Genomic DNA, 19,467 nt, shown 5'->3' with positions numbered 1-19,467 from the left:
GGGAACTCGGCGGACCGGACTGTGCCGGTACGCGTCGAGTCGAGGTGATACGAGGTGACCGCACTCGCTCCGGGGGAGAACCGGCCCGCGCCGGGTGACCGCTTGACCGTCACAGTGACATGTTCGGCGGCGGTCGATGTTTCGGCACTGCTGCTTGCCGGTAACGGCAAGGTCCGGTCGGATGGGGACTTCGTCTTCTTCAATCAACCCGTCGGCCCAGGTGTCATTTACCGTCACGGCCGGGGAGCCGGGGACGCGGTCGACGTGCAGATGCCGATGCTTCCGGCCGATATCGAGAAGGTGGTGGTCACCGCGAGCCTGGACGGTACTGGACCGCCGGCCTTCGGTGCGGTGGGATCGCTGACGGCCACGATCGCCGGCCCGCAGGGCACGCTCACCTTCCCGGTCTCCGGGTTGAGCACCGAAACCGCGGTGGTGTGCGTGGAGATCTATCGCCGGTCCGGCGCATGGAAGGTGCGCGCGGTGGGACAGGGCTATGACAACGGCCTGGCCGGTATAGCCACCGAGTTCGGGGTCAATGTGGACGACGATCCGGTACCGCCGTCGCCCGCACCACCGGAACAGCCTCCGGCGTCCCGTACCGATCCGACCATGGTCGCCAACCCCGTGGCGACGCCACGGTATTCGCCCCCGCCGGCGCCGAGTATGCCGCCCGCACCGGCGTATCCGCCGCCGGCGGCTCCCTATCCGCCGGTACTACCGCCGGCGAACCCTGCGCCCTATCCTTCGGGGCATCAACCGGCGCCCGGACACCCACCGCAGCAGCCCTATCCGCCGCAGCAGCCGTATCCTGCGGCACTGCCGCACAATCCAGCACACTTTCCTCAGCAAGGAGCTCAGCCGATGCACAGCGAGCTGTTCGACCCGCGTCATGCCGAAGTCTCTGGGATGGGCATCCAGAAACAAGGCGGCAAGATGATCAAGGTCGGGGTGAACGGCGAAACGCTGGTCCGCTCCGGCTCGATGGTCGCCTACCAGGGCGACCTGCATTTCCAGGCGCTCGGATCCGGCGGCATCGGCCGCGCTATCCAGCAGCGGCTCACGGGGGAAGGGGTGCCGCTGATGAAGGTCTCCGGCCGCGGCGACCTCTTCCTCGCCAACGGCGCCGCCGAGGTACACATCATCGACCTGGACGGGACCGACGGGCTCACCATCAACGGGTCGAACGTGCTGGCCTTCGATCCGACCCTGGGCTATGACATCCGGATGGTGCAGGGCGCGGCCGGGGTCGCCGGCAACGCCGGACTGTTCAACTGTGTGTTCTCCGGTCGCGGCCGGATCGCCATCACCAGTCACGGCACACCGGTCGTGCTGAATGTCGACCAGCCGACTTTCGCCGATCCGCAGGCGGCCATCGCCTGGTCGTCGAGCCTGCAGACCGGGGTCAAACGCAACGATTCCTTCGGGCTGGGCCGCCTCATCGGCCGCAGCACCGGCGAGGGAATCACGCTCTCGTTCTCCGGCCGCGGTTTCGTCATCGTGCAGCCGTCCGAGCTTCCGCCCGGCGGCCTCCTCGGCGGTACCGGTGGTGGGCAGGAGGCAGGTCAGAGCGGCGGTCTGCTGGGCGGTCTGCTCGGCTAGCGCTCGGCTTGCGTGCGGATCCGGCGGTGCACGGTGTCACGAACGTGACTCCGACCCGGCACCGATCGAGCGCGCAGCGGCTTGTCCGGTGCCGGTCGGTCTCGGCCTTCGCGACGGCCACCGCGCTGAGTTGCCGGGGATGAACGGAGTTCGTTTCCGGATCGCCCGCGAGGGTGTGGGGGCGGGGTCGGCCGACGGATAACCGGGCGACCGACTGCGGGGGACCGGCGCAGGCGCGCCCAACTACACGGAGCGCCGCAGGTCGTGGGCTGTATCGGCCGGCCCTGAACACTGTCGGCAACGTCGCCCGCCGGAGTGTGGTATCGACAACCCATGGTGATGAGCGCTCGGTACGACGTGGTGATCGTGGGTGGTGGGCACAACGGGCTCGTCGCGGCTGCCTATCTCGGCCGGGCGGGGCATTCGGTACTCGTGCTGGAACAGGCGGCCACCACCGGGGGCGCTGCGGTTTCCGCGCAGCTGTTCGCGGGGATCGATATCCGGGTATCGCGCTACTCGTACCTGGTCAGCCTGCTGCCGGACCGTATCGTGCGCGATTTGGGTTTACGATTCCGCACCCGGAAGCGGCGGATATCGTCCTACACACCGACCGGGAACACCGGCCTGCTGGTGGACAACAACTCGGCGGCGGCGACCCGGGAGAGTTTCGCCCGCGTCACCGGATCGGACCGGGAATTCGCGGCCTGGGAGCGGTTCTATGCGATGACCGGTGAAGTCGCCCGCGCCGTGTTCCCGACCCTCACCGAACCACTGCCCACGCGGGACGAGCTCCGGCAGCGCGTCGGTGCGCGGCATTGGGCGGCATTGTTCGAGCGACCGCTGGGCGAGGTGATAGAGGAGTATTTCACCGACGATCTGGTGCGCGGTGTGGTGTTCACCGATGCGCTGATCGGTACGTTCAGCCACGCCCATGATCCGTCGCTGGCCCAGAACCGGTGCTTTCTCTATCACGTGATCGGCGGGGGCACCGGCGACTGGGACGTGCCTGTGGGGGGTATGGGCGCGCTGACCGATGCCCTCCTCACCTGCGCGCGTTCGGCCGGGACGGATGTAGTGACGGGCGCCGAGGTCGTGGAGGTGAACACCGACGGTGCGACAGCACAGGTTCGTTTCGTGACCGACGGTGCGGCGGCCGCCGGCGTCGACGCCCGGTACGTCCTGGTGAACGCGGCGCCGGCCGAACTGGCACGGTTACTCGGCGAGCCGGTGGATGCGAAACCCGAAGGTGCCCAGCTGAAGATCAATATGGTGCTGGACCGGCTGCCGCGTCTGCGGGATTCCGGGACCGACCCACGGGACGCATTCGCGGGGACCTTGCATATCGCCGAGTCCTACGAACAACTGGACCGCGCCTATCGTGAGGCCGCCGCTGGACGCATGCCCGCTGCGCCGCCGTCGGAGATCTACTGCCATACACTGACCGACCCCGGTATCGCCGGCCCTGGCGCGCCCGACACCCGCCATACGCTCACCCTGTTCGGTTTGCACACCCCCGCAAGACTTTTTGCCGACGATCCAGAGGCAGCGAAGGAGGCTGCCGTCGCCGCCACTCTGGCCGAGCTGAACATGGTATTGGCCGAACCGGTGCAGGACTGTCTGGCCCGCGACGCCCGCGGCGCACCGTGTCTGGACGTGGCCACACCGGTCGATCTGCAGCGGACCCTGCGCCTGCCCGGCGGGCATATCTTCCACGGTGACCTGTCTTTCCCCTATCGCAGCGGCGTCGCCGAGACACCGGCGCAGCGCTGGGGGGTGGATACCGCGCACCGCAATATCTTGCGCTGCGGTGCCGGAACCGTTCGCGGTGGTGGCGTGAGCGGTATCGGCGGGCATAATGCCGCCATGGCGATCCTCGAGGAAACCGCCGCCCAGCGGCCGGGAAATGCACGGTGAATTCTGGTCGGAGAATCGGCTGCCGTGCCCGCTCATGGGAGTGTTCGAATACGGTGTGGCGGTAGGGTTGTCGGCTGTGGATCGGCCCGGCGGGTCGTTTCGATTTCGCTGTCCGGCGCCGAGGAGATGACGTGGCACTCGATACCGCACCCAAGGGTGAGGCCCCCGACGACAAGGCTGTGCGTGAGCTGAAGGCGATTCACGAACTGGAGAACCGGCTGGCCGCCGCCTATTCACCGGACCGCTCGGCGGCGGAGGTGGGCGTCGCGGTGCGGACGACACACGATCGTTTCTCCGGCAGCGCCGTCCGCGATTTCGTACCCATTCTGGTGGAACGCGCGGTGCGCCGCGAGCTGGAGCCCGAGCAAGATCCGGGGAGTGCGACACCGATCGGGGCGGACAACGCCACGGCGCCGGCCGATGAGCTCGCGATGGGCTCCGGCGGGATCGATTCCACGGAACGCGGCCGTGCGCCGGCCACCGGCCGGCGCGGGCTGTTCGTACTTGCCGGGGCCGGTGTGGTGGCGGCGGGTGCGGCCGCCTGGGCGGGGACGAGATCAGGCTCCGATGCGACCCGTCCGGCGGCGCCGGTTGCGGGGGCGTCGCTGACGGCCGTCACCGGAATCGTCGGATCGGAGAAGATTGCGTTCTTCGGCGATTCGCGGGTCGCGGACGTCTTTGCCGCCCACGGATTCGAGGTCCGGGTGAACGCGGCCGGATCACGGGAGATCGCCACCTCGATCGATCTCACCGGGCAGGCCTTCGCCTTTCCGTCCAGCCTGCCGGCGGCCGAGAAACTGAAGCGCGAAGTGGGTGTGCGGACCCAGTTCACACCGTTCTATTCGCCGATGGCGATCGCCACGTTCACGCCCATCGTGGAACTTCTCGACGCGGCCGGAGCGGTGAAATACGACGGCCCCGTCCCGGCACTCGACTTCGCCGCCTATATCGATATGGTCCAGCGCGGTGTGCAGTGGGACGAACTGGCGGGGAACCGGACCTATCCGGTCGCGAAGAATATCCTGATCGGCACGACCGATATCCGCACCTCGAATTCGGCGGCCATGTATCTGGCGGTCGCCGGCTATGTGGTCAACGACCATGCAGTGGTGCGCGGTGCAGCCGCCGAACGGCATGTTCTGCCTACGTTGCAGCGGCTCTTCCTGGCCCAGGGGTACACCGAGGGCTCGAGCACAGGTCCGTTCGAGGAGTATCTCACCGCGGGGATGGGTGCGACTCCGATGACCTGGATCTACGAGGCGCAATACGTCGCCGCGGCGGTCGCGGGCCGCCTGCGCGACGAGATGGTCCTGCTGTACCCGTCACCGACGGTGTTGTCCCGGCACGCCCTGGTTCCGCTGGCCCCGGAAGGGGAGGAGATCGGGACTCTGCTGCACACCGACCCCGATCTGCAGGCGCTGGCCGCCGAACACGGGTTCCGCACCGGCGACGCGGCCCGGTTCGACGAGGTGGTGACCGAGCACGATGTGCAGGTCAGCCCGGATCTCGTCGATGTGGTCGATATTCCGGCCTACGAAACTCTCGAACATCTGCTCGGTGGGGTCGCGGGCGCCTACTGACGGAGCCGGTGGGGGCCCGGACGGTCCCCCACCGGCGACTTCACAATTGGGTGGCGACCTCGTTGGCGATGAGCGCCAGGTGTTCGAGATCGGTGAGGTCGAGGATCTGCAGATAGATCCGCTCGGTGCCGATCTCGCGGTAGCGGCCGATCTTGTCGACGACCTCCGCGGGGGAGCCAGCCAGCCCGTTGGTGCGCAATTCGTCCACCTCGCGCCCGATCGCGGCGGCCCGGCGGGCGATCTCGGCCTCGCTCGTACCCACACAGGCGATGAGCGCGTTGGAGTACACCATGCTGTCCGCGGCCCTGCCCTGCGCCGCCACCGCCGCCCGGACCCGCTCGAACTGGGCGGCGCTCTCGTCGGCGGAGAGGAACGGGATATTGAACTCGCTCGCGTACTGTGCCGCCAGCCGCGGTGTCCGCTTCGGGCCCTGGCCGCCGACGATCACCGGAACGGGCTGCTGAACCGGTTTGGGCAGCGCCGGTGAGCGGCGAAGTTCGTAGTACTTCCCGGTGAAATCGAAGGTTTCGCCGAGCGCGGTCTCCCAGAGTCCGGTGATCACCGCCAATTGTTCTTCGAATCGGTCGAATTTGTTGTCCGGGAAAGGAATACCGTATGCCGCGTGTTCCTCGGCGAACCAGCCGGTGCCCAGCCCCAGCTCTACGCGACCGCCCGACATCTGGTCCACCTGCGCGACCTGGATCGCCAGTGGTCCCGGCAGCCGGAAGGTGGCGGCGGTGACCAATGTGCCGAGCCGGATCCTGCTGGTCTCGCGGGCCAGGCCGGCCAGGGTGATCCACGCATCGGTCGGGCCGGGCAGGCCGTCCACCGATCCCATATGCAGATAGTGATCGGAACGGAAGAAGCCTCCGAAGCCGAGTTCCTCCGCGGTCCTGGCCACCCGCAGCAGTGTCGTGTAGTCCGCGCCCTGCTGCGGTTCGGTGAAGATACGCAGTTCCATGGGCCTATCGTGCCGTACGGCCGGGTGGCGGCCCTGGCCGCCCTGCTGCGGTGGCGGTGACCACCACTGTCAGCCCCGGCGTGCGGCCGGGCCGGTCATCGTGGTGGGCGAGACCTGGTCGGACCAGCCGCACGGCAGATCACAGCTGGCAATGACCAGGGTTTCGATTTCGCCGGTGTCGTAGATGCGGCGATTGGACTCCGCATGCGCCGGATAGCCGCATGATTTGCATTTGCCGAAGTAGTTGAGGATCTCGTCGGTGTGGTTGCGGACCACTCGGCGCCGGGTCTCGGGCATGGTCTTCCTCCGGGGTCGCCATTGCTTGTACGGCGCCGAATGTAATTCGCGCACAGTGGGTGTGTGGCCGGAGTGGGCCGTGGCTGGGAGCACTCACACTGCTGTCGCAGAAAGCTTTGGGCAACCTCCAATTATGGGGTCGGCGGGCTTTCGGGGCTTTGTGGTGAATATCCGGCAATTCGCTTCGTGACCTGTCACAGAGCCTCCCCGCCGCGGGTGCTACTCGCTGGTAATAACGGGGGCGCCGGGCTATTGTGAGCGACGTTACAGATGGGTTTCCCCGCCGACCCAGTTGTCCGTTGCGGGCCGACGAGAAGTTGTACGAGTTGGTTACCGACGTCATCGATGTGGTCGCGGATCTGCCCGCGGCACGCGCCGCGATGTGGGATCTGCTGCTGGACCCGCAGACCTATCCGCGCGTATTCACCGGGATCGGCGCTTGCTCCAGGCTCGACATTCCAGGAGCCCAGCCGGTCTTCGAGTTCCGTATCGGCACCCCCGGCGCGGGTATCCGGGTGCTGCGGGTGCGGGTGGTCACCGGCCGCTGGTACGAAAGTTGTGAACTGCACGTGCCGGAGATCGGTAGCTTCGCTGCGCTGCGGTTGACCGGGGAGGGAGATCGCAGCCGGATCGCGGTCACCTTCTTCACTCCTGGGCGGGTGCACCGGCACGTGGCCGGCCTGTCGAATTCCGCCGTCCAGGAGTGGGCAGTCAAGGGTTTACGCCGGATCGCCGATATCGTGCGCGGCGTCCCCACCTCGGTCGTGGCCAACGGGGAGGCATCGCCGGTACGCCGCAGCTTCGGAGTGATGCGGCAGGTCACCGCCAGCGGCGTGGTGCGAACCAACGCGCAGGTTGCGGTCAAACAGCTGCTGTCACTGAATAAATGGGGATTCAACCTGGCGGGTGGCTATGCCGCCGGAGCCGCCTACTCGCCGCACCGGCCGGCCGTGATCGATGAGCGGGGCGCCCGGACCTTCGCTGAGATGGACGAACGCACCACCGCGCTCGCCGGGGCCATGGCAGCGGTAGGTCTCGGAGCCGGCGATGCCGTCGGCCTCCTGTCGCGCAACCATGCCGGCATGATCGAAACCATGGTCGCGTCCGGGAAACTCGGTGTGGACGTGGCCCTGCTCAATGCCGGCCTGGCCGCGCGCACCATCGAGCAGATCGTCCAGCGGCACCGGTTGTCGGCCCTGTTCGTCGATGGTGACCTGGAGGAGCTGGTGCAGTATCTGCACGCCGACCTGCCCCGGTTCACCACCGATCTACTGCCACCGTTCCCGGATCGATACACCGTCGACGATCTGATCGATATGGGGGAGAAGGACTTCCGCATACCGGCCCATCCCGGCCGCCTGATCGTTCTCACCTCCGGAACGAGCGGGGTTCCCAAAGGGGCGCGGCGCCCGCACCCCAAGGGGTTCGCCACCATCGCGGCGCTGTTGTCCCGGATTCCGCTCGAAATGGAATCGGCAATGCTCATTCCGGCACCGCTTTTCCATACCTGGGGGCTGGCCGGTCTGCAGCTCAGCACGGCCTTGCGGTCCACGGTGATCCTGCCGGAACGTTTCGACGCCGAGGACTGCCTGCACCTGGTCGCCGAATACGGGATCACCACGATGATCGTGGTGCCGACCATGGTCAACCGCATCCTCGATCTCCCGCCTGCGGTGCGCGCCCGGTACGACACCTCGAGCCTGCGGCATGTGATCAGTTGCGGGGCACCGCTGGCCGGAGCCACGGTCCTGCGATTCATGGACGCCTACGGCGATATCCTCTACAACGTCTACGGATCGACCGAGGTGTCCTGGGCCACCATCGCGACTCCTGCGGATCTGCGTTTCGCACCCACCACCGCGGGCCGTCCGCCGCTCGGAACCCGGGTCGCGGTATTGGGCCCGGACCACAAACCGGTGCCGGTCGGCGCCACCGGACATATATTCGTGGGTAATCACATGCTGTTCGACGGCTACGTGAACGCCGCGCCGCCGGACGAGGCACACGGCATGCTCGATACCGGTGATATCGGGTATTTCGATGTCAACGAGCGATTGTTCATCGCCGGCCGCGACGACGAGATGATCATCTCCGGCGGTGAGAACGTTTTTCCGCGACCGGTGGAAGAGGCCCTCGCGCATCTGCCGCAGGTGAGTGAGGTCGCGGTGGTCGGTGTTCCGGACCCGGAATTCGGTCAGCGGCTGGCCGCCTTCGTGGTGAAACACGAAGGGTCCGGACTGGACCCGGATATGGTGCGCACCTATATTCGGCATCGACTGAGCCGGTTCTCGGTGCCCAGGGACGTCACTTTCCTGCCGGCCCTGCCGCGCGGGGAAACCGGGAAAATCTTGAAATGGCTACTGGCGGGCGGGCACAACGGTGAGTTTCCGCCGGGTATGGGCGGGCTGGGGATCAGCGGCTCGGCGTGAGCCGGATGCCGAGAAGAAGCCGGCACCGACGATAGTTGCGCTGACATGGTTCAATCCATGGTTGCTATCGGGTCTACCCGGTGCGCGCCGGTGCCGCGGCGGCGGGCAAGGGGAACGGGGGCCACGGACCGCCGAGCGGGCACGGGTAGATTCAGCATCCGCATAGGTCATCGGTCAGGGAGAGGCATCCTCCGTGGTAGTAGTTTCCGTGCTCGCAGGGCTCGCCGCGGCGGTAGTGCTCGCCGGGTTGCACTGGTACCTGTGGCGACGGCTGGTCCGCGACACCACGCGAGCGGGTTCGAGTTGGCGGCCGATCGGCGCCGGGGTGCTCGGCCTCGGTGTGGTGCTGATGGGCGGTGCGTTCGGTGCGGTGTTCGCCGGAGCGACCTGGGATTTCTGGCGGCTCGCGGCGTGGCCGGGTTTCATCTGGGCTGCCCTGTTCATCTACCTGCTGATCGGTGTGCTGGCAGGAGAGCTCATCCGCCCGCTGCTGTTGCGTGGGCTCGAGACTCGCGACGCCGGAACCGCCGCGCCCCGGCCGGCGGCCGCCCCCGCACTTGCGGCGCAGGCGCCGGAGCCCGTGCGGGCGGCGGTCGGAGACGGCGGGGAGCCGCCCCGGCCGGCGCCGGCGGCCTCCCAGGTGCCGCCGCCGGATGTATCTCCGGTGTCGCCGGCACCGGTACGGGGGCCACTGTCGCGGCGGATGCTCATCTCCCGGATAGCGGCCGGCGCGACGGTTCTCACGGCGGGAGCGGTGGTGGGTACCGGTACCTACGGGGTGCTCGACGGGCCGATGGTGCGGCGGGTCACCGTACCGCTGGCCAAACTTCCCGCCCAGGCACACGGCCTGCGGATCGCGCTGGTCAGTGATCTGCATCTCGGCCCGGCGCTCGGCCGTGGATTCTGCGAACGGGTTGTCCGTACGGTGAACGACACCCGCCCCGACCTCATCGTCCTGGTGGGCGACCTCGCCGACGGCAGCGTTGCGGATCTGCGCGCGGAGACCGAACCGCTCGCCGGGTTCAGTGCCCGGTTAGGCACCTACTTCGTCCCGGGCAACCACGAGTACTACTCCGATGCCGACGCCTGGCTGGACCGGGTCGGGGAACTCGGGATGCGGGTCCTGCTCAACGAACGGGTGGGCCTGCCCGATTTCGATCTCGCCGGGGTCGACGATCCCGCGGGCAGCACCATCGGCCGCGGCCCCGATTTCGCGGCGGCACTGGACGGCCGGGACAGCGAACGTGCCTGTGTTCTCCTTGCCCACCAGCCGGTGGTGGTGCACGATTCGGTGCGTTACGGCGTGGACCTGCAACTGTCCGGCCACACCCACGGAGGGCAGTTGTGGCCGGGAAACCTGCTGGCGCGATTGGCCAACCCGACCGTGGCAGGGCTGGAACTCTACGGTGCTACGGCGCTGTACGTCACTCGGGGTGCCGGGGCCTGGGGGCCGCCGGTCCGGGTCGCGGCACCGTCGGATATCACCGTGCTGGAACTCGCTTCGCTGCAGGCAGTCTGACCGCACCGCGAAGGGTCGGTACCTGCCTCAGAGCCGGGTGAGCAGCGCGCGCAGGCGTTCGATGCGCGGACGCTGGACCGGGGCGAATTCCGGCGGGTGGTGGATCTCGATACTGAGCCGATCGTCGTAGGTGGTGACGATGCTGGTTCCTCCACCGGGCTGCGGGGGCCGGCGGCCGGTGGGATCGGGTTTGGCGATCATGGTGGTGCGGAAATCGTCGATTTCGGCCGCAGGCCCGGACAGTCCGGGTAATCGCCCCCAATTCGTGGTCATCACCGTGTCGAACGGGTTCGCCGGCGGTGCCGCCAGGGTGTCGGGCAGCTGTAACGGAGTCTGCTGGACGTAGCCGGTGGCGAGACCGTCCCGCAACGCGCCGAAGACACCCCGCGCCAGCGAGGTGAGGGTATGTGTCCTGCCGGGCGCGGGTCGGTAACCGGCGAAACCCAGCACATTGGTGCCCTCGGTCGGCTCGATCGCAGGCCGGACGCGGCGCCGCAGATCTACCGAATACGAACACTGCAGGCCGGACACCGGACGCCGGCGGGCCTCGGCTTCGGTGAGCAGCAGCGCCGCGGCCACCAGACTGTGCACCGTTACCCCGGTGCGGTGCCCGTGGGACACCAGCGCACCGGTGTGCTCTCGGCTGAGACGGCACCGGGTGGTGATCAGCGGTGGGTATTCGTGGTCGTTCGTGGCGAGGGCGTCGAGAGGGGGAAGCGGGGGTTCGTGGCGGGGCGGTTCCGCCCGGCCGGGGACGGGGCGGCGGATGATCCCGCGGGCGGCGAGCAGATCTTCGACCGGCTGCGGCTGCCGGGTCGGTGGCAGGGACGGCGCGCGGCCGGTGGTGGCGGTCGAGTAGCACCGCCACAGCTGTTCGTAGAGGTGGAGCGCGTGCGTCGCGTCGGCGATACTGTGATGGACGAGCAGGGTGACGCTCGCGCCGGTCGCCGACCGCACCACATGGACGGAGCCCAGGGCGCGCCGCTGGTCGGGTTCGGCGCCGGTGAGCAGGAGTTCCGGATCGCCGTCGGCCACGGTGAGCACGATCTCGGGTGGGCCGGAGGCCACCAGCGTATGCCCGAAGGGTTCACTGGAGACGAGCTGAGCGCCCAGCATCGGGTGAGCGGTGACCAGTGCCTCGTACGCGGCGGCCAGGGCGGTGGTGTCCAATCGGCCGGATAGGCGCGCGCAATATCCGACGAAAACCTCGCTGAAGGCGAAGATCTGTTCGCTGGGAGCCAGCGCTCGGATGACGGTAGCCGCGGTCATGGTGGTGCCTCTGTCCGGATGTTGGTGAGAGATTAGCCCGAAATGGCTTCATTGCCTCATATTTCGGTCCGGACGAGACGGATGCTACACAGCGGCTCCGATGAGGCTGGTACGTTGCTTAGGTATACCTAATTAGTGAGGAGGCCGGATGGCCAGGAAACGCACGACCATGACCGTGGCCCGGACCGAGCAACTCAGCTCACATCTCGTCCGCGTCCATCTGGGCGATCCCGGATTCGACGATTTCACCGCGAACGAATTCACCGACGCCTATGTGAAGCTGCTGTTCGACCGGCCCGACGGCGAGGTGATGCGCACCTACACCGTCCGCTCGGTGGATACCGTGGCCCGCGAGATCGCCATCGATTTCGTGGTGCACGGTGACGAGGGAATCGCCGGACCGTGGGCGGCGACCGTCCGGCCCGGCGAGCAGATCACCTTCTTCGGTCCGTCCGGGGCCTACGCGCCGCGTGCGGACGCCGATTGGCATCTGCTGGCCGGCGACGAGGCCGCGTTGCCCGCGATCTCGGCCGCGGTGGAAGCCCTGCCCGAGGGTGCCCCCGCGAAGGTTTTCGTCGAGGTCGCCGATGCGTCCGACGAGATCGCGCTACCGTCCAAGGCGCTGGTCGATATCACCTGGGTACATCGTGGTGGGGCGGCACACGAGGTCGGTGACGACCGGGCGGGGGACAATGCGCCGCTGATCGCCGCGGTGCGCGACGCACAATGGTTGCCGGGGCAGGCTCAGGTGTTCATCCACGGTGAGGCGCAGGCCGTGATGCACAATCTGCGCCCCTATATTCGCCGGGAGCGCGAGATCCCCGCTGAATTCGCGTCGATCTCCGGATATTGGCGGCGCGGCCGCACCGAGGAGGGGTTCCGGGTCTGGAAGAAGGACCTCGCCGAGGCCGAGACCGCCCGATAACCCGGACCGCGATCAGCCGGCCGGGCAGTCGGTGCCGCCCGGAATCGGCAGGCAGATTCCGGCCGTGGCCGAGAGCAGGAGCCCGGCGCCGGCCACCAGCGCACCGAGGGCGACGGCGAGGAACACCCCTACCCACAGCAGGCCGGGTAGCCGGGTCAGCCGAGCCAGCTGATCGGCATCGGTGGTGCCGTCGCGCATCCGGGAACGGGTGCGCTGCAACTCCAGCACCGGACGGCTGCCGGCGAGCAGTAGCAGCCAGGTCGCCAGGTATGCGAAACCCGCTTGCAGTGCATCGGAACCGAACCAGGACACCCCGAAAACCAAGGCTCCCGTGGTCAGCACGGATACCACGCCGTACACATTGCGGATCATCACCAGCATGACGGCCAGGGCGGCGATCGCGATCCACAACATCAAGGTGATCCGCCCGGCACCGAGCAGGGCGGCGAAACCCAGGCCGACCAGCGGTGGCGCCGGATAACCGGCGAGCGCGGTCAGGATCATGCCGAACCCGTAGGGTTTTCCGCTGGAGACGGTGAGCCCGGAGGTATCGGAATGCAGGGTGATCGCATTGAGCCGCCGGCCGCTCAGTAGCGCGACCAACGCGTGCCCGCCCTCGTGCGCAATGGTGACAACATTACGAGTCACCCGCCACAGCGGGCCGTAGCCGACGAGGATCAGGGCCGCCACCGCGGTCGCCAGTACCAACCAGGACGGTGGGGCCGCCTGGGTCGTCGTGAGCCGTTCCGCGATGGAACTGCTGCGGTCTATCAGATCACCGGTATCCACTGCCGCACCATAACCGGGGAGGGCACCGCGGCGCGCGGCGCCGGGAGCGCGGTCACTCCGTTCCGGCCGGGGTGGGCGGTCCCACGGTGCCGGGATATCTGTTGATGGGACGTTTCACTATCTTTGGCCGATTGTATTCCGAGGTGAACCGAAGTCCGGGCGTTGGGTCGTACACGGAACCATGAATAACTATACGTTTGTCCATATCGGTAGCCGGTCGCTGGCGGAGGGAGCACGGATGTGCACGAGTGGGCAGTACGACCCCGAACCGGAGGACCCCCACGGCGTCTTCGATGTGCCGGAACTCACCGAGTTGCTGCGGATCTGGTCCGTGCGTAGCCCAGGCGCGGCGAGCGCGCCGCAGCCGGTGGCGGATTTCGGGACGGCATTCCGGGTGGGGTTGGGGCTGGCGCTGGCGCTGCTCGACGATTCCGATCCCTCGGGCCGGCAGGTGCTGGCCCGGCTCGAGGTGGCGGCCGCGCGCTGGGCCGGCGAGGAGGTTCCCCTCGAGGTGATTCAGCATGCCTTGCACGAGGGGGTAAAAAGCGGGCTGGGGCTGCGTGATTCGCCACTACTGCGAGGTTCGGACCCGGCATCCGGTGGTGTCGACGGCTCGTTCGTGGTGGATGTGCTCGATACGCTGACCGCCGCGGTGTCCCGAGCCTATGTGGCGCAGGTGCGCAGCGGTCAGGCGCCCGCCTGACGCTCTCACCTCGCCCGATAACTGCGGGCGACGAGCGCGGAGCGCAGATACCACAGGCCCGACGGCTGGGTCGGGTCGAAACCGGTCAGCTGTGCCACACGCTTGAGCCGGTAGTCGATGGTGTTGGTGTGAATATGCATGAGCCGGGCCGTGCGCTGGCGATTGAGATTGTTGGAGATATGGCGCTGCAGCGTTTCCAGCAACTCCGGGTGATCGTCGAGCGGCTCGAGCAGCGAACCGAGATATTCCCGGCCCGGCCCGGGACGGGTGAGCTGGTATTCCAGTGCCATATCGTCGAACCGGTAGAGCCCGGGAACGCATTCGAGCCGCTGCACCATATCCAGCAGCTCGTGGGCCTGGTCGGCGGCCGCGGGGATATCCGCGGTGGGCGTTTCCACAATGGCGGCACTGATCGGCACCTGCGCCGCCCGCGACAGGTACGGAATCAATTCGTCGAGCTCCTCGGCGCCGAGGGCTTCGGCCGGTAGCAGCACGGTGCCGCCGTCCACGCTCAGTAGCGACAGCGCCGCGTCGGTACAGCGGGTTGCCAGTTCCGCCTGCACCCGGCGCAGTTTGCGGCGGGCCACCACTTTCCCGTCGAGCGCGGGAACGGATTCGTCGGGATGCGCCGGAATCGCCACGGCCAGCACGATATACGCGGGGGCGATCTCGATACCGCATTCGCGGGCCATGGTCGAGGTACTGTGCCCACCCAGCAGAGCCGAGGTGAGCGTATGCACCGCCGTATGGTGTTCGTTGACCACCGAACGCAGTTCCCGCACATAGGCCATCGAAATACAGACCGTCATCTTGTCGAGCATTTCGACGACGAGTTTCGCCCCGTCGACCAGAGCCGAATAGTCGGTGACCGTCGCCTGCGACACCACCAGGTCCAGGCCGAGCCGGAACCCTTCGTGGACGGCGTGGTGGATGGTGTCGATCGGCACCCCTTCCCGCGCCCAGCCGGCGGCGGCACTCTCCAGTCTTCGGGTCTTCTCGGGGATGTCCTTGCCGTCGAGCATGCTGACTGCCAGTTCCAAGCAGGTGCGGGTGATGGTGGTGACATCGCCGTAGATGGCATCGCCGGGCAGGGTCCCGCACGGCACCACGTTCTCCACGAAATGGCCCACCATCCGGCGGGACAGTTTGCGAACATCCTGCAGCGGGGCGGACATGGGCTGCCCGGACAGCGTCAGCTTGGATCTGGTCGTGTCGACGGTCATGCTGACTCCTTCTGCCCCGGATGGTGAGACTGCGGCTACACAGTAACGAGTGCATATCGAACCGGATACCGCTTTGCGAACTGGACTGGACGACCGTGAAGGGCCGCGCCGATCACATTGTGACTGGTCACAGTGGTGTGGACTATGGTCGAAATCCGCTGATCAGGCCGGTAGTGCAGGCGTAAGGACACTTGTCACCCGCTCGGTCCGGCCGCAGACTTCTGCACCGGTTTCCGGACCGGCCCTGTCCAGCCGGACCCGGATCAGCCCGCCGCCTCGATAGGCAGGACAACGGTGCAGTCGGCCACGGCATCGGCCCGCGGCCGCACCCGCCGGCCGGTCCTGTTCGCCACGGTGATCGCGGTGCGAGTGGCCTCGGCGCCGCCCACGGTCTCCGGAGGCCCGGCGATGGTGAACAGCACTCGAACCACGGCCTCGCCGCTGCTCCAGCCGCAACCAGCCCAGCCGCAACCAGCCCCGGCTCGGCTCGGCGGCAACATCCGCCGCTGCGACCCGGCCGGGAAGCCGGCCTCGGCGAGCGGATCGGCGGGTAGGTCGCACGGGTCCCACAGCGCACGGTGGCGGACGGGAGTGCGGGGGAACTGCCGAATTCCGTCATTCCGCGGATGCCGGCCGCGGGTTACATTGCGGCACAGTACCGCTGTGGGGCCGCACAGGGGCCACCGGAGGGCTGCTCCGCGGTACAAGCCGGTTCAGGCCGGTGCCGTGGACAACGGCCCTCCCACTATGTGGAAATCCGGGCGCTCGACCGGCCGCACCGGGAATAGCGTGAGCGAACGGGCGTGTTGGTGAGTCTGTTGTGTACGGAGAGGGGTGCGCCGGTGGTGGCGGATACCGCAAAGGCCGGCGTAGGGCTGCGTTCCGATCGTGGTGCGATACTGGGCTCGCTGATGCTGAGCACCGGGCTGATCGCGCTGGATTCGACGATCATCGCGACCGCGGTACTCTCCATCACCGCAAGCCTCGGTGGTTTCGCCCAGTTCCCCTGGCTGTTCTCCATCTATCTGCTGGCCCAGGCGGTCACCGTGCCCATCTACGGTAAGGCCGCGGATATGGTGGGCCGCAAACCGGTGATCCTCTTCGGGATCGCGGTATTCGCCCTCGGCTCGCTGCTCTGCGGACTGGCCGGGAATATGATGTGGCTCATCGTGTTCCGGGGTATTCAGGGAATCGGCGCGGGCGCTATTCAACCGATGACCATGACCATCGCCGGGGATATCTACACCCTTGCCGAACGCGCGAAGGCGCAGGGATATATCGCCGGAGTCTGGGCCCTGTCCTCGGTGGCCGGCCCCCTGCTGGGCGGGGTTTTCGCCGACTACCTCGGCTGGCGGTGGATATTCCTGATCAATCTGCCGCTGTCGGCCTGGGCGGCCTGGATGCTGTCCCGCCATTTCACCGAGACCGTCCCCCGGCAACGGGCTCGCCTCGACTATCCCGGCGCGATCCTGCTGACTTCCGGGGCGGGCGCGGTGATCCTCGGCCTGCTCGAAGGTGGCCGGTCGTGGGCATGGGATTCGCCGGCCGGTATCGGGATTTTTGCCGGCGGCGTGGCCGCGCTGGTGGCATTCGTTCTCGTGGAACGCCGAGCGCCGAACCCGATCCTGCCGTTGTGGCTTTTCACGCGGCGGGTGGTGGTGGCCAGTTCGGCGATCTCGCTGCTGGTCGGGGCGCTACTGCTCGGCCTCACCTCCTACGTTCCCACCTTCACCCAGGGTGTGCTGGGCGCGAGTGCGCTCGTCGGCGGCCTGACCGTGGGCGCACTGACGCTCGGGTGGCCGATCTCGGCCTCTCAATCCGGCCGGGTGTACCTGCGGATCGGTTTCCGGTTCACCGCCCTCCTCGGCGGTGCACTCGCCACGATCGGCGCTGGCGCGACACTGTTCATCGACACCGGATCGTCGATCGGACAGATCGCGGCCACCTGTTTCCTGATCGGTCTCGGGATGGGCCTGGTGGCCAGCCCGACCCTGATCGCCGCGCAAACCGCCACCGCGTGGCACGAGCGCGGCGTGGTGACCTCGGCGAATATGTTCGCCAGGTCCATCGGCAGCGCGGTGGGGGTCGCCGTGTTCGGGGCGCTGGTCAACTCACGGGTCGGTGACGAGGCCGTACCCGCACCCGTTGCCCTGGCCGAAGGAGTACATCTGGTTTTCGTGGCGGTACTGGTGATGACGGTGGCCATCGTCGCCGCCGGCGCCCTCATGCCGGGCCGCTCCGGGACAGGCCGGTAGCGGCCCGGCGGCGCGCCGGCTACGCCTCGCGGCCGAGAACCTCCACCCGTTCTCCGGCCTCGAACTCGATCACCTGGTGGACCCGGGAGTCGCCGACCGGACCGAGATCGGCGAGCACTACCTCACCGCGCCGGGTCAGCGATTCGACGATCGCATCCACCGGGTGACCGTCCGATCCCGCGATACGGAGGCGATCGCCGACCTCGAGGGCCTCCGCGCGGACACCGCTGGGGGCCGCCTGGGGGGCGTACACCCCGCAGTAGGTTCGCCCGGCCGTATCGCCGACGCCGCGGTGGGCGATGGTCCACCACACCGGCGCGGAACTGTCACCGACATTCCGGCGGTGCCGGTACAGCACTCGATCGCGACCGTCCTCGGCGGCGGCCCGGCTCTCGTGCACCGAGACATGCCGCCGGATCGGCGCGCTGCGATGCTGCACGGTTCCCGCCGCACCGTCGACGACCAGAACCCAGCCACCGGACAGATCCTGGTCCCGAGCCGCGTTCACCCGTTTGGCCAGCGCCTGCCCGGGGGTGGCGCCGAGCCGGTCGGCCACTTCGGCCAGGCTCTCGGCGAGCCCCAGCGCACGCAGGAATCCGGCCACCTCGATCTCCGCGGTGCCGAGCCGCTGCGCGAGTACCGGCATCGGTGTACGCTCGCGCCACGCCTGCCGGGTGAGGTGCTCGTGTTCGGTGAGCCACAGTGCGGACGGCCCGTGGCGGTGGTTGTCCACGACTGTCGCCCACCAGTCCCATTCCGGTTCGGCGGCCAGCCGATCCCGGATCCATCCCGCGCGTTCGGCGGTGCGGACCCGCTCCTGCGGGGGGATGAAATTTCGTAGTGCGGCCCGCACAGCCGACGGTGTGCGGCCGAGATCGTCGGCTATCGCGGTCAGGTCCTTGCCGGCTCGTAGTTCCGACACGATGGTCCGATACTCCGATTCACGCCACGAGGTGCCGTGCTGACGCGGCGGCAGCAGTCGTTGTTGTTGTCCGAATTCACTCATCACAGAACCCCCGGTTCCGATGCGCCGGAGGCTATCCGCCGTGATCGTTCGGCCGATCACGACTCACCCTCCGACTGTGTCCTACCTGCATTATTTTACTGCGGGGGTCTGACAGAAACTGCGCCGCGAAGCGGCGGTGTGCCGGCGACGGACCGGTTCATATCGGTTCGGCGGCAACAGAATCGGCGGCGCCGCGGTGCGGAATCGACCCGGCCGTGCGCTGTCCCACCGACAGTGCACGGCCGAGTTCCGATGTCATGGAGTGGAATAGCCGATCAGCGCACCGATACCCGCGCCGATCGGGATGGTGATCAATGCGCCGACACCGCCGAGGAAGAAGCCGAGTACCGCGCCGATACCGCCGCCGACCAGTGCGCCGATCCCGGCATTGTGCATTTTGCGGGCTTCGGTGCCCGGATCGGCGACCAGCTGCGCGATATGTTTACCCGCCGGTGTGGCGGCCTCCGGGGTGAGGGTGAGGGCCCGGCCGTCCGCGGAGACTGCGGCCGCCAACGGCGCGGTGCCGCCCGCGGCGGAGACCCCGAGCGGCAGAGTGGTGAGCGGATGCCCCGACGCGTCGGCCAGCAGGACCGCGGCCCCGTCCGCGGTGAGCCGGAAACTGCCGGTGTCCAGCGTCGTGACGATTGCTGTGCCCGCCTCGTTCGGCGCGACGACATAGCCGACCCCCTGCTCGGTGCCGCGCACGGCCACCTGGGCGGCCTGCGGATCGGCCTGCGCGGTGCCCGTGGCCGCACCGAGAGCGCCGATGGAGATGAGCGCAGTTGCGGCGATGTGCTTGATTCTCATGATATTTCCCCACATGTTCTGCCGGCGGGGTGACGCCGGCTGGTCCCCAGCGGCCGGATTTCGGCCCGGAACCCATTCTCGAAGAACCGGATACGATAGAGAATGCTTTCGGGCGAATCGACGCAGACACGCCGCGGCGCGGTGCCGTCTGCCGCCGGCGTAACCCTGCATATGCCGCACCGGTGCTG

General features: G+C 67.9%; 16 protein-coding genes. 8 read left to right on the top strand and 8 right to left on the bottom strand.

The window, feature by feature from the left end:
* Window positions 1-54: 54 nt before the first annotated feature.
* The 3 genes from NS6_RS03215 (at window position 55) to NS6_RS03205 (ending at window position 5,096) form a co-directional block, all read left to right on the top strand.
* Window positions 55-1,602, top strand: a complete 1,548-nt coding sequence (locus tag NS6_RS03215; protein ID WP_068036240.1) for an AIM24 family protein — start codon at window positions 55-57, stop codon at window positions 1,600-1,602.
* A gap of 333 nt (window positions 1,603-1,935) precedes the next feature.
* On the top strand, window positions 1,936-3,516 hold the full coding sequence (locus NS6_RS03210) for a phytoene desaturase family protein (protein WP_068036239.1): 1,581 nt from the start codon (window positions 1,936-1,938) through the stop codon (window positions 3,514-3,516).
* Window positions 3,517-3,647: 131 nt separating this feature from the next.
* Complete coding sequence (locus tag NS6_RS03205) at window positions 3,648-5,096, top strand: three-helix bundle dimerization domain-containing protein (RefSeq protein ID WP_245669110.1); 1,449 nt, start codon at window positions 3,648-3,650, stop codon at window positions 5,094-5,096.
* 40 nt (window positions 5,097-5,136) lie between these two features.
* Here the strand turns inward: NS6_RS03205 and NS6_RS03200 are convergent, their stop codons facing one another.
* Complete coding sequence (locus NS6_RS03200; RefSeq protein ID WP_068036238.1) at window positions 5,137-6,057, bottom strand: LLM class F420-dependent oxidoreductase; 921 nt, start codon at window positions 6,055-6,057, stop codon at window positions 5,137-5,139.
* Window positions 6,058-6,126: 69 nt separating this feature from the next.
* A complete protein-coding gene (locus NS6_RS03195) occupies window positions 6,127-6,354 on the bottom strand; it encodes a hypothetical protein (RefSeq protein ID WP_068036237.1) in 228 nt (75 codons plus the stop codon).
* 380 nt (window positions 6,355-6,734) lie between these two features.
* Between NS6_RS03195 and NS6_RS03190 the strand changes: the two genes are divergently transcribed.
* Complete coding sequence (locus tag NS6_RS03190; RefSeq protein ID WP_084470692.1) at window positions 6,735-8,783, top strand: AMP-binding protein; 2,049 nt, start codon at window positions 6,735-6,737, stop codon at window positions 8,781-8,783.
* Between the two features lie 193 nt (window positions 8,784-8,976).
* Window positions 8,977-10,302 carry a metallophosphoesterase gene (locus NS6_RS03185; protein ID WP_068036236.1) on the top strand — a complete coding sequence of 442 codons (1,326 nt, stop codon included), beginning with the start codon at window positions 8,977-8,979 and terminating at the stop codon, window positions 10,300-10,302.
* A gap of 27 nt (window positions 10,303-10,329) precedes the next feature.
* On the opposite strand, the gene NS6_RS03180 is transcribed toward NS6_RS03185, so the two are convergent.
* On the bottom strand, window positions 10,330-11,571 hold the full coding sequence (locus NS6_RS03180) for a phthiocerol/phthiodiolone dimycocerosyl transferase family protein (protein WP_068036235.1): 1,242 nt from the start codon (window positions 11,569-11,571) through the stop codon (window positions 10,330-10,332).
* Window positions 11,572-11,719: 148 nt separating this feature from the next.
* Between NS6_RS03180 and NS6_RS03175 the strand changes: the two genes are divergently transcribed.
* A complete protein-coding gene (locus tag NS6_RS03175) occupies window positions 11,720-12,496 on the top strand; it encodes a siderophore-interacting protein (RefSeq protein ID WP_068036234.1) in 777 nt (258 codons plus the stop codon).
* A 12-nt stretch (window positions 12,497-12,508) separates the two neighbouring features.
* Here the strand turns inward: NS6_RS03175 and NS6_RS03170 are convergent, their stop codons facing one another.
* Window positions 12,509-13,285, bottom strand: a complete 777-nt coding sequence (locus NS6_RS03170) for a M50 family metallopeptidase (protein WP_068036231.1) — start codon at window positions 13,283-13,285, stop codon at window positions 12,509-12,511.
* A gap of 238 nt (window positions 13,286-13,523) precedes the next feature.
* Here NS6_RS03170 and NS6_RS03165 point away from each other — a divergent pair, with 238 nt between their 5' ends.
* Window positions 13,524-13,988 (top strand): RsbRD N-terminal domain-containing protein, encoded by a 465-nt coding sequence (locus NS6_RS03165; protein ID WP_157112604.1) that lies wholly within the window; start codon window positions 13,524-13,526, stop codon window positions 13,986-13,988.
* A 5-nt stretch (window positions 13,989-13,993) separates the two neighbouring features.
* On the opposite strand, the gene NS6_RS03160 is transcribed toward NS6_RS03165, so the two are convergent.
* On the bottom strand, window positions 13,994-15,211 hold the full coding sequence (locus NS6_RS03160) for a PucR family transcriptional regulator (RefSeq protein ID WP_068036228.1): 1,218 nt from the start codon (window positions 15,209-15,211) through the stop codon (window positions 13,994-13,996).
* Window positions 15,212-15,474: 263 nt separating this feature from the next.
* Window positions 15,475-15,642 carry a hypothetical protein gene (locus NS6_RS34510; protein ID WP_157112603.1) on the bottom strand — a complete coding sequence of 56 codons (168 nt, stop codon included), beginning with the start codon at window positions 15,640-15,642 and terminating at the stop codon, window positions 15,475-15,477.
* Window positions 15,643-16,053: 411 nt separating this feature from the next.
* On the opposite strand from NS6_RS34510, the gene NS6_RS03155 reads away from it, so the two are divergent.
* The gene (locus tag NS6_RS03155; RefSeq protein ID WP_068036226.1) at window positions 16,054-17,466 is read left to right on the top strand and encodes an MDR family MFS transporter; all 1,413 of its coding nucleotides are present in this window, start codon (window positions 16,054-16,056) and stop codon (window positions 17,464-17,466) included.
* Window positions 17,467-17,485: 19 nt separating this feature from the next.
* Here NS6_RS03155 and NS6_RS03150 read toward each other — a convergent pair whose 3' ends face one another.
* Both NS6_RS03150 and NS6_RS03145 read right to left on the bottom strand, forming a co-directional pair.
* The gene (locus NS6_RS03150) at window positions 17,486-18,472 is read right to left on the bottom strand and encodes a hypothetical protein (protein ID WP_157112602.1); all 987 of its coding nucleotides are present in this window, start codon (window positions 18,470-18,472) and stop codon (window positions 17,486-17,488) included.
* 255 nt (window positions 18,473-18,727) lie between these two features.
* Window positions 18,728-19,279, bottom strand: a complete 552-nt coding sequence (locus NS6_RS03145) for a DUF8020 domain-containing protein (RefSeq protein ID WP_068037767.1) — start codon at window positions 19,277-19,279, stop codon at window positions 18,728-18,730.
* Between the last annotated feature and the right edge of the window lie 188 nt (window positions 19,280-19,467).

It is taken from the genome of Nocardia speluncae NBRC 108251 (assembly GCF_001613245.1).
Classification (GTDB): domain Bacteria; phylum Actinomycetota; class Actinomycetes; order Mycobacteriales; family Mycobacteriaceae; genus Nocardia; species Nocardia speluncae.
This window is presented reverse-complemented; position numbering and strand designations above follow the sequence as displayed.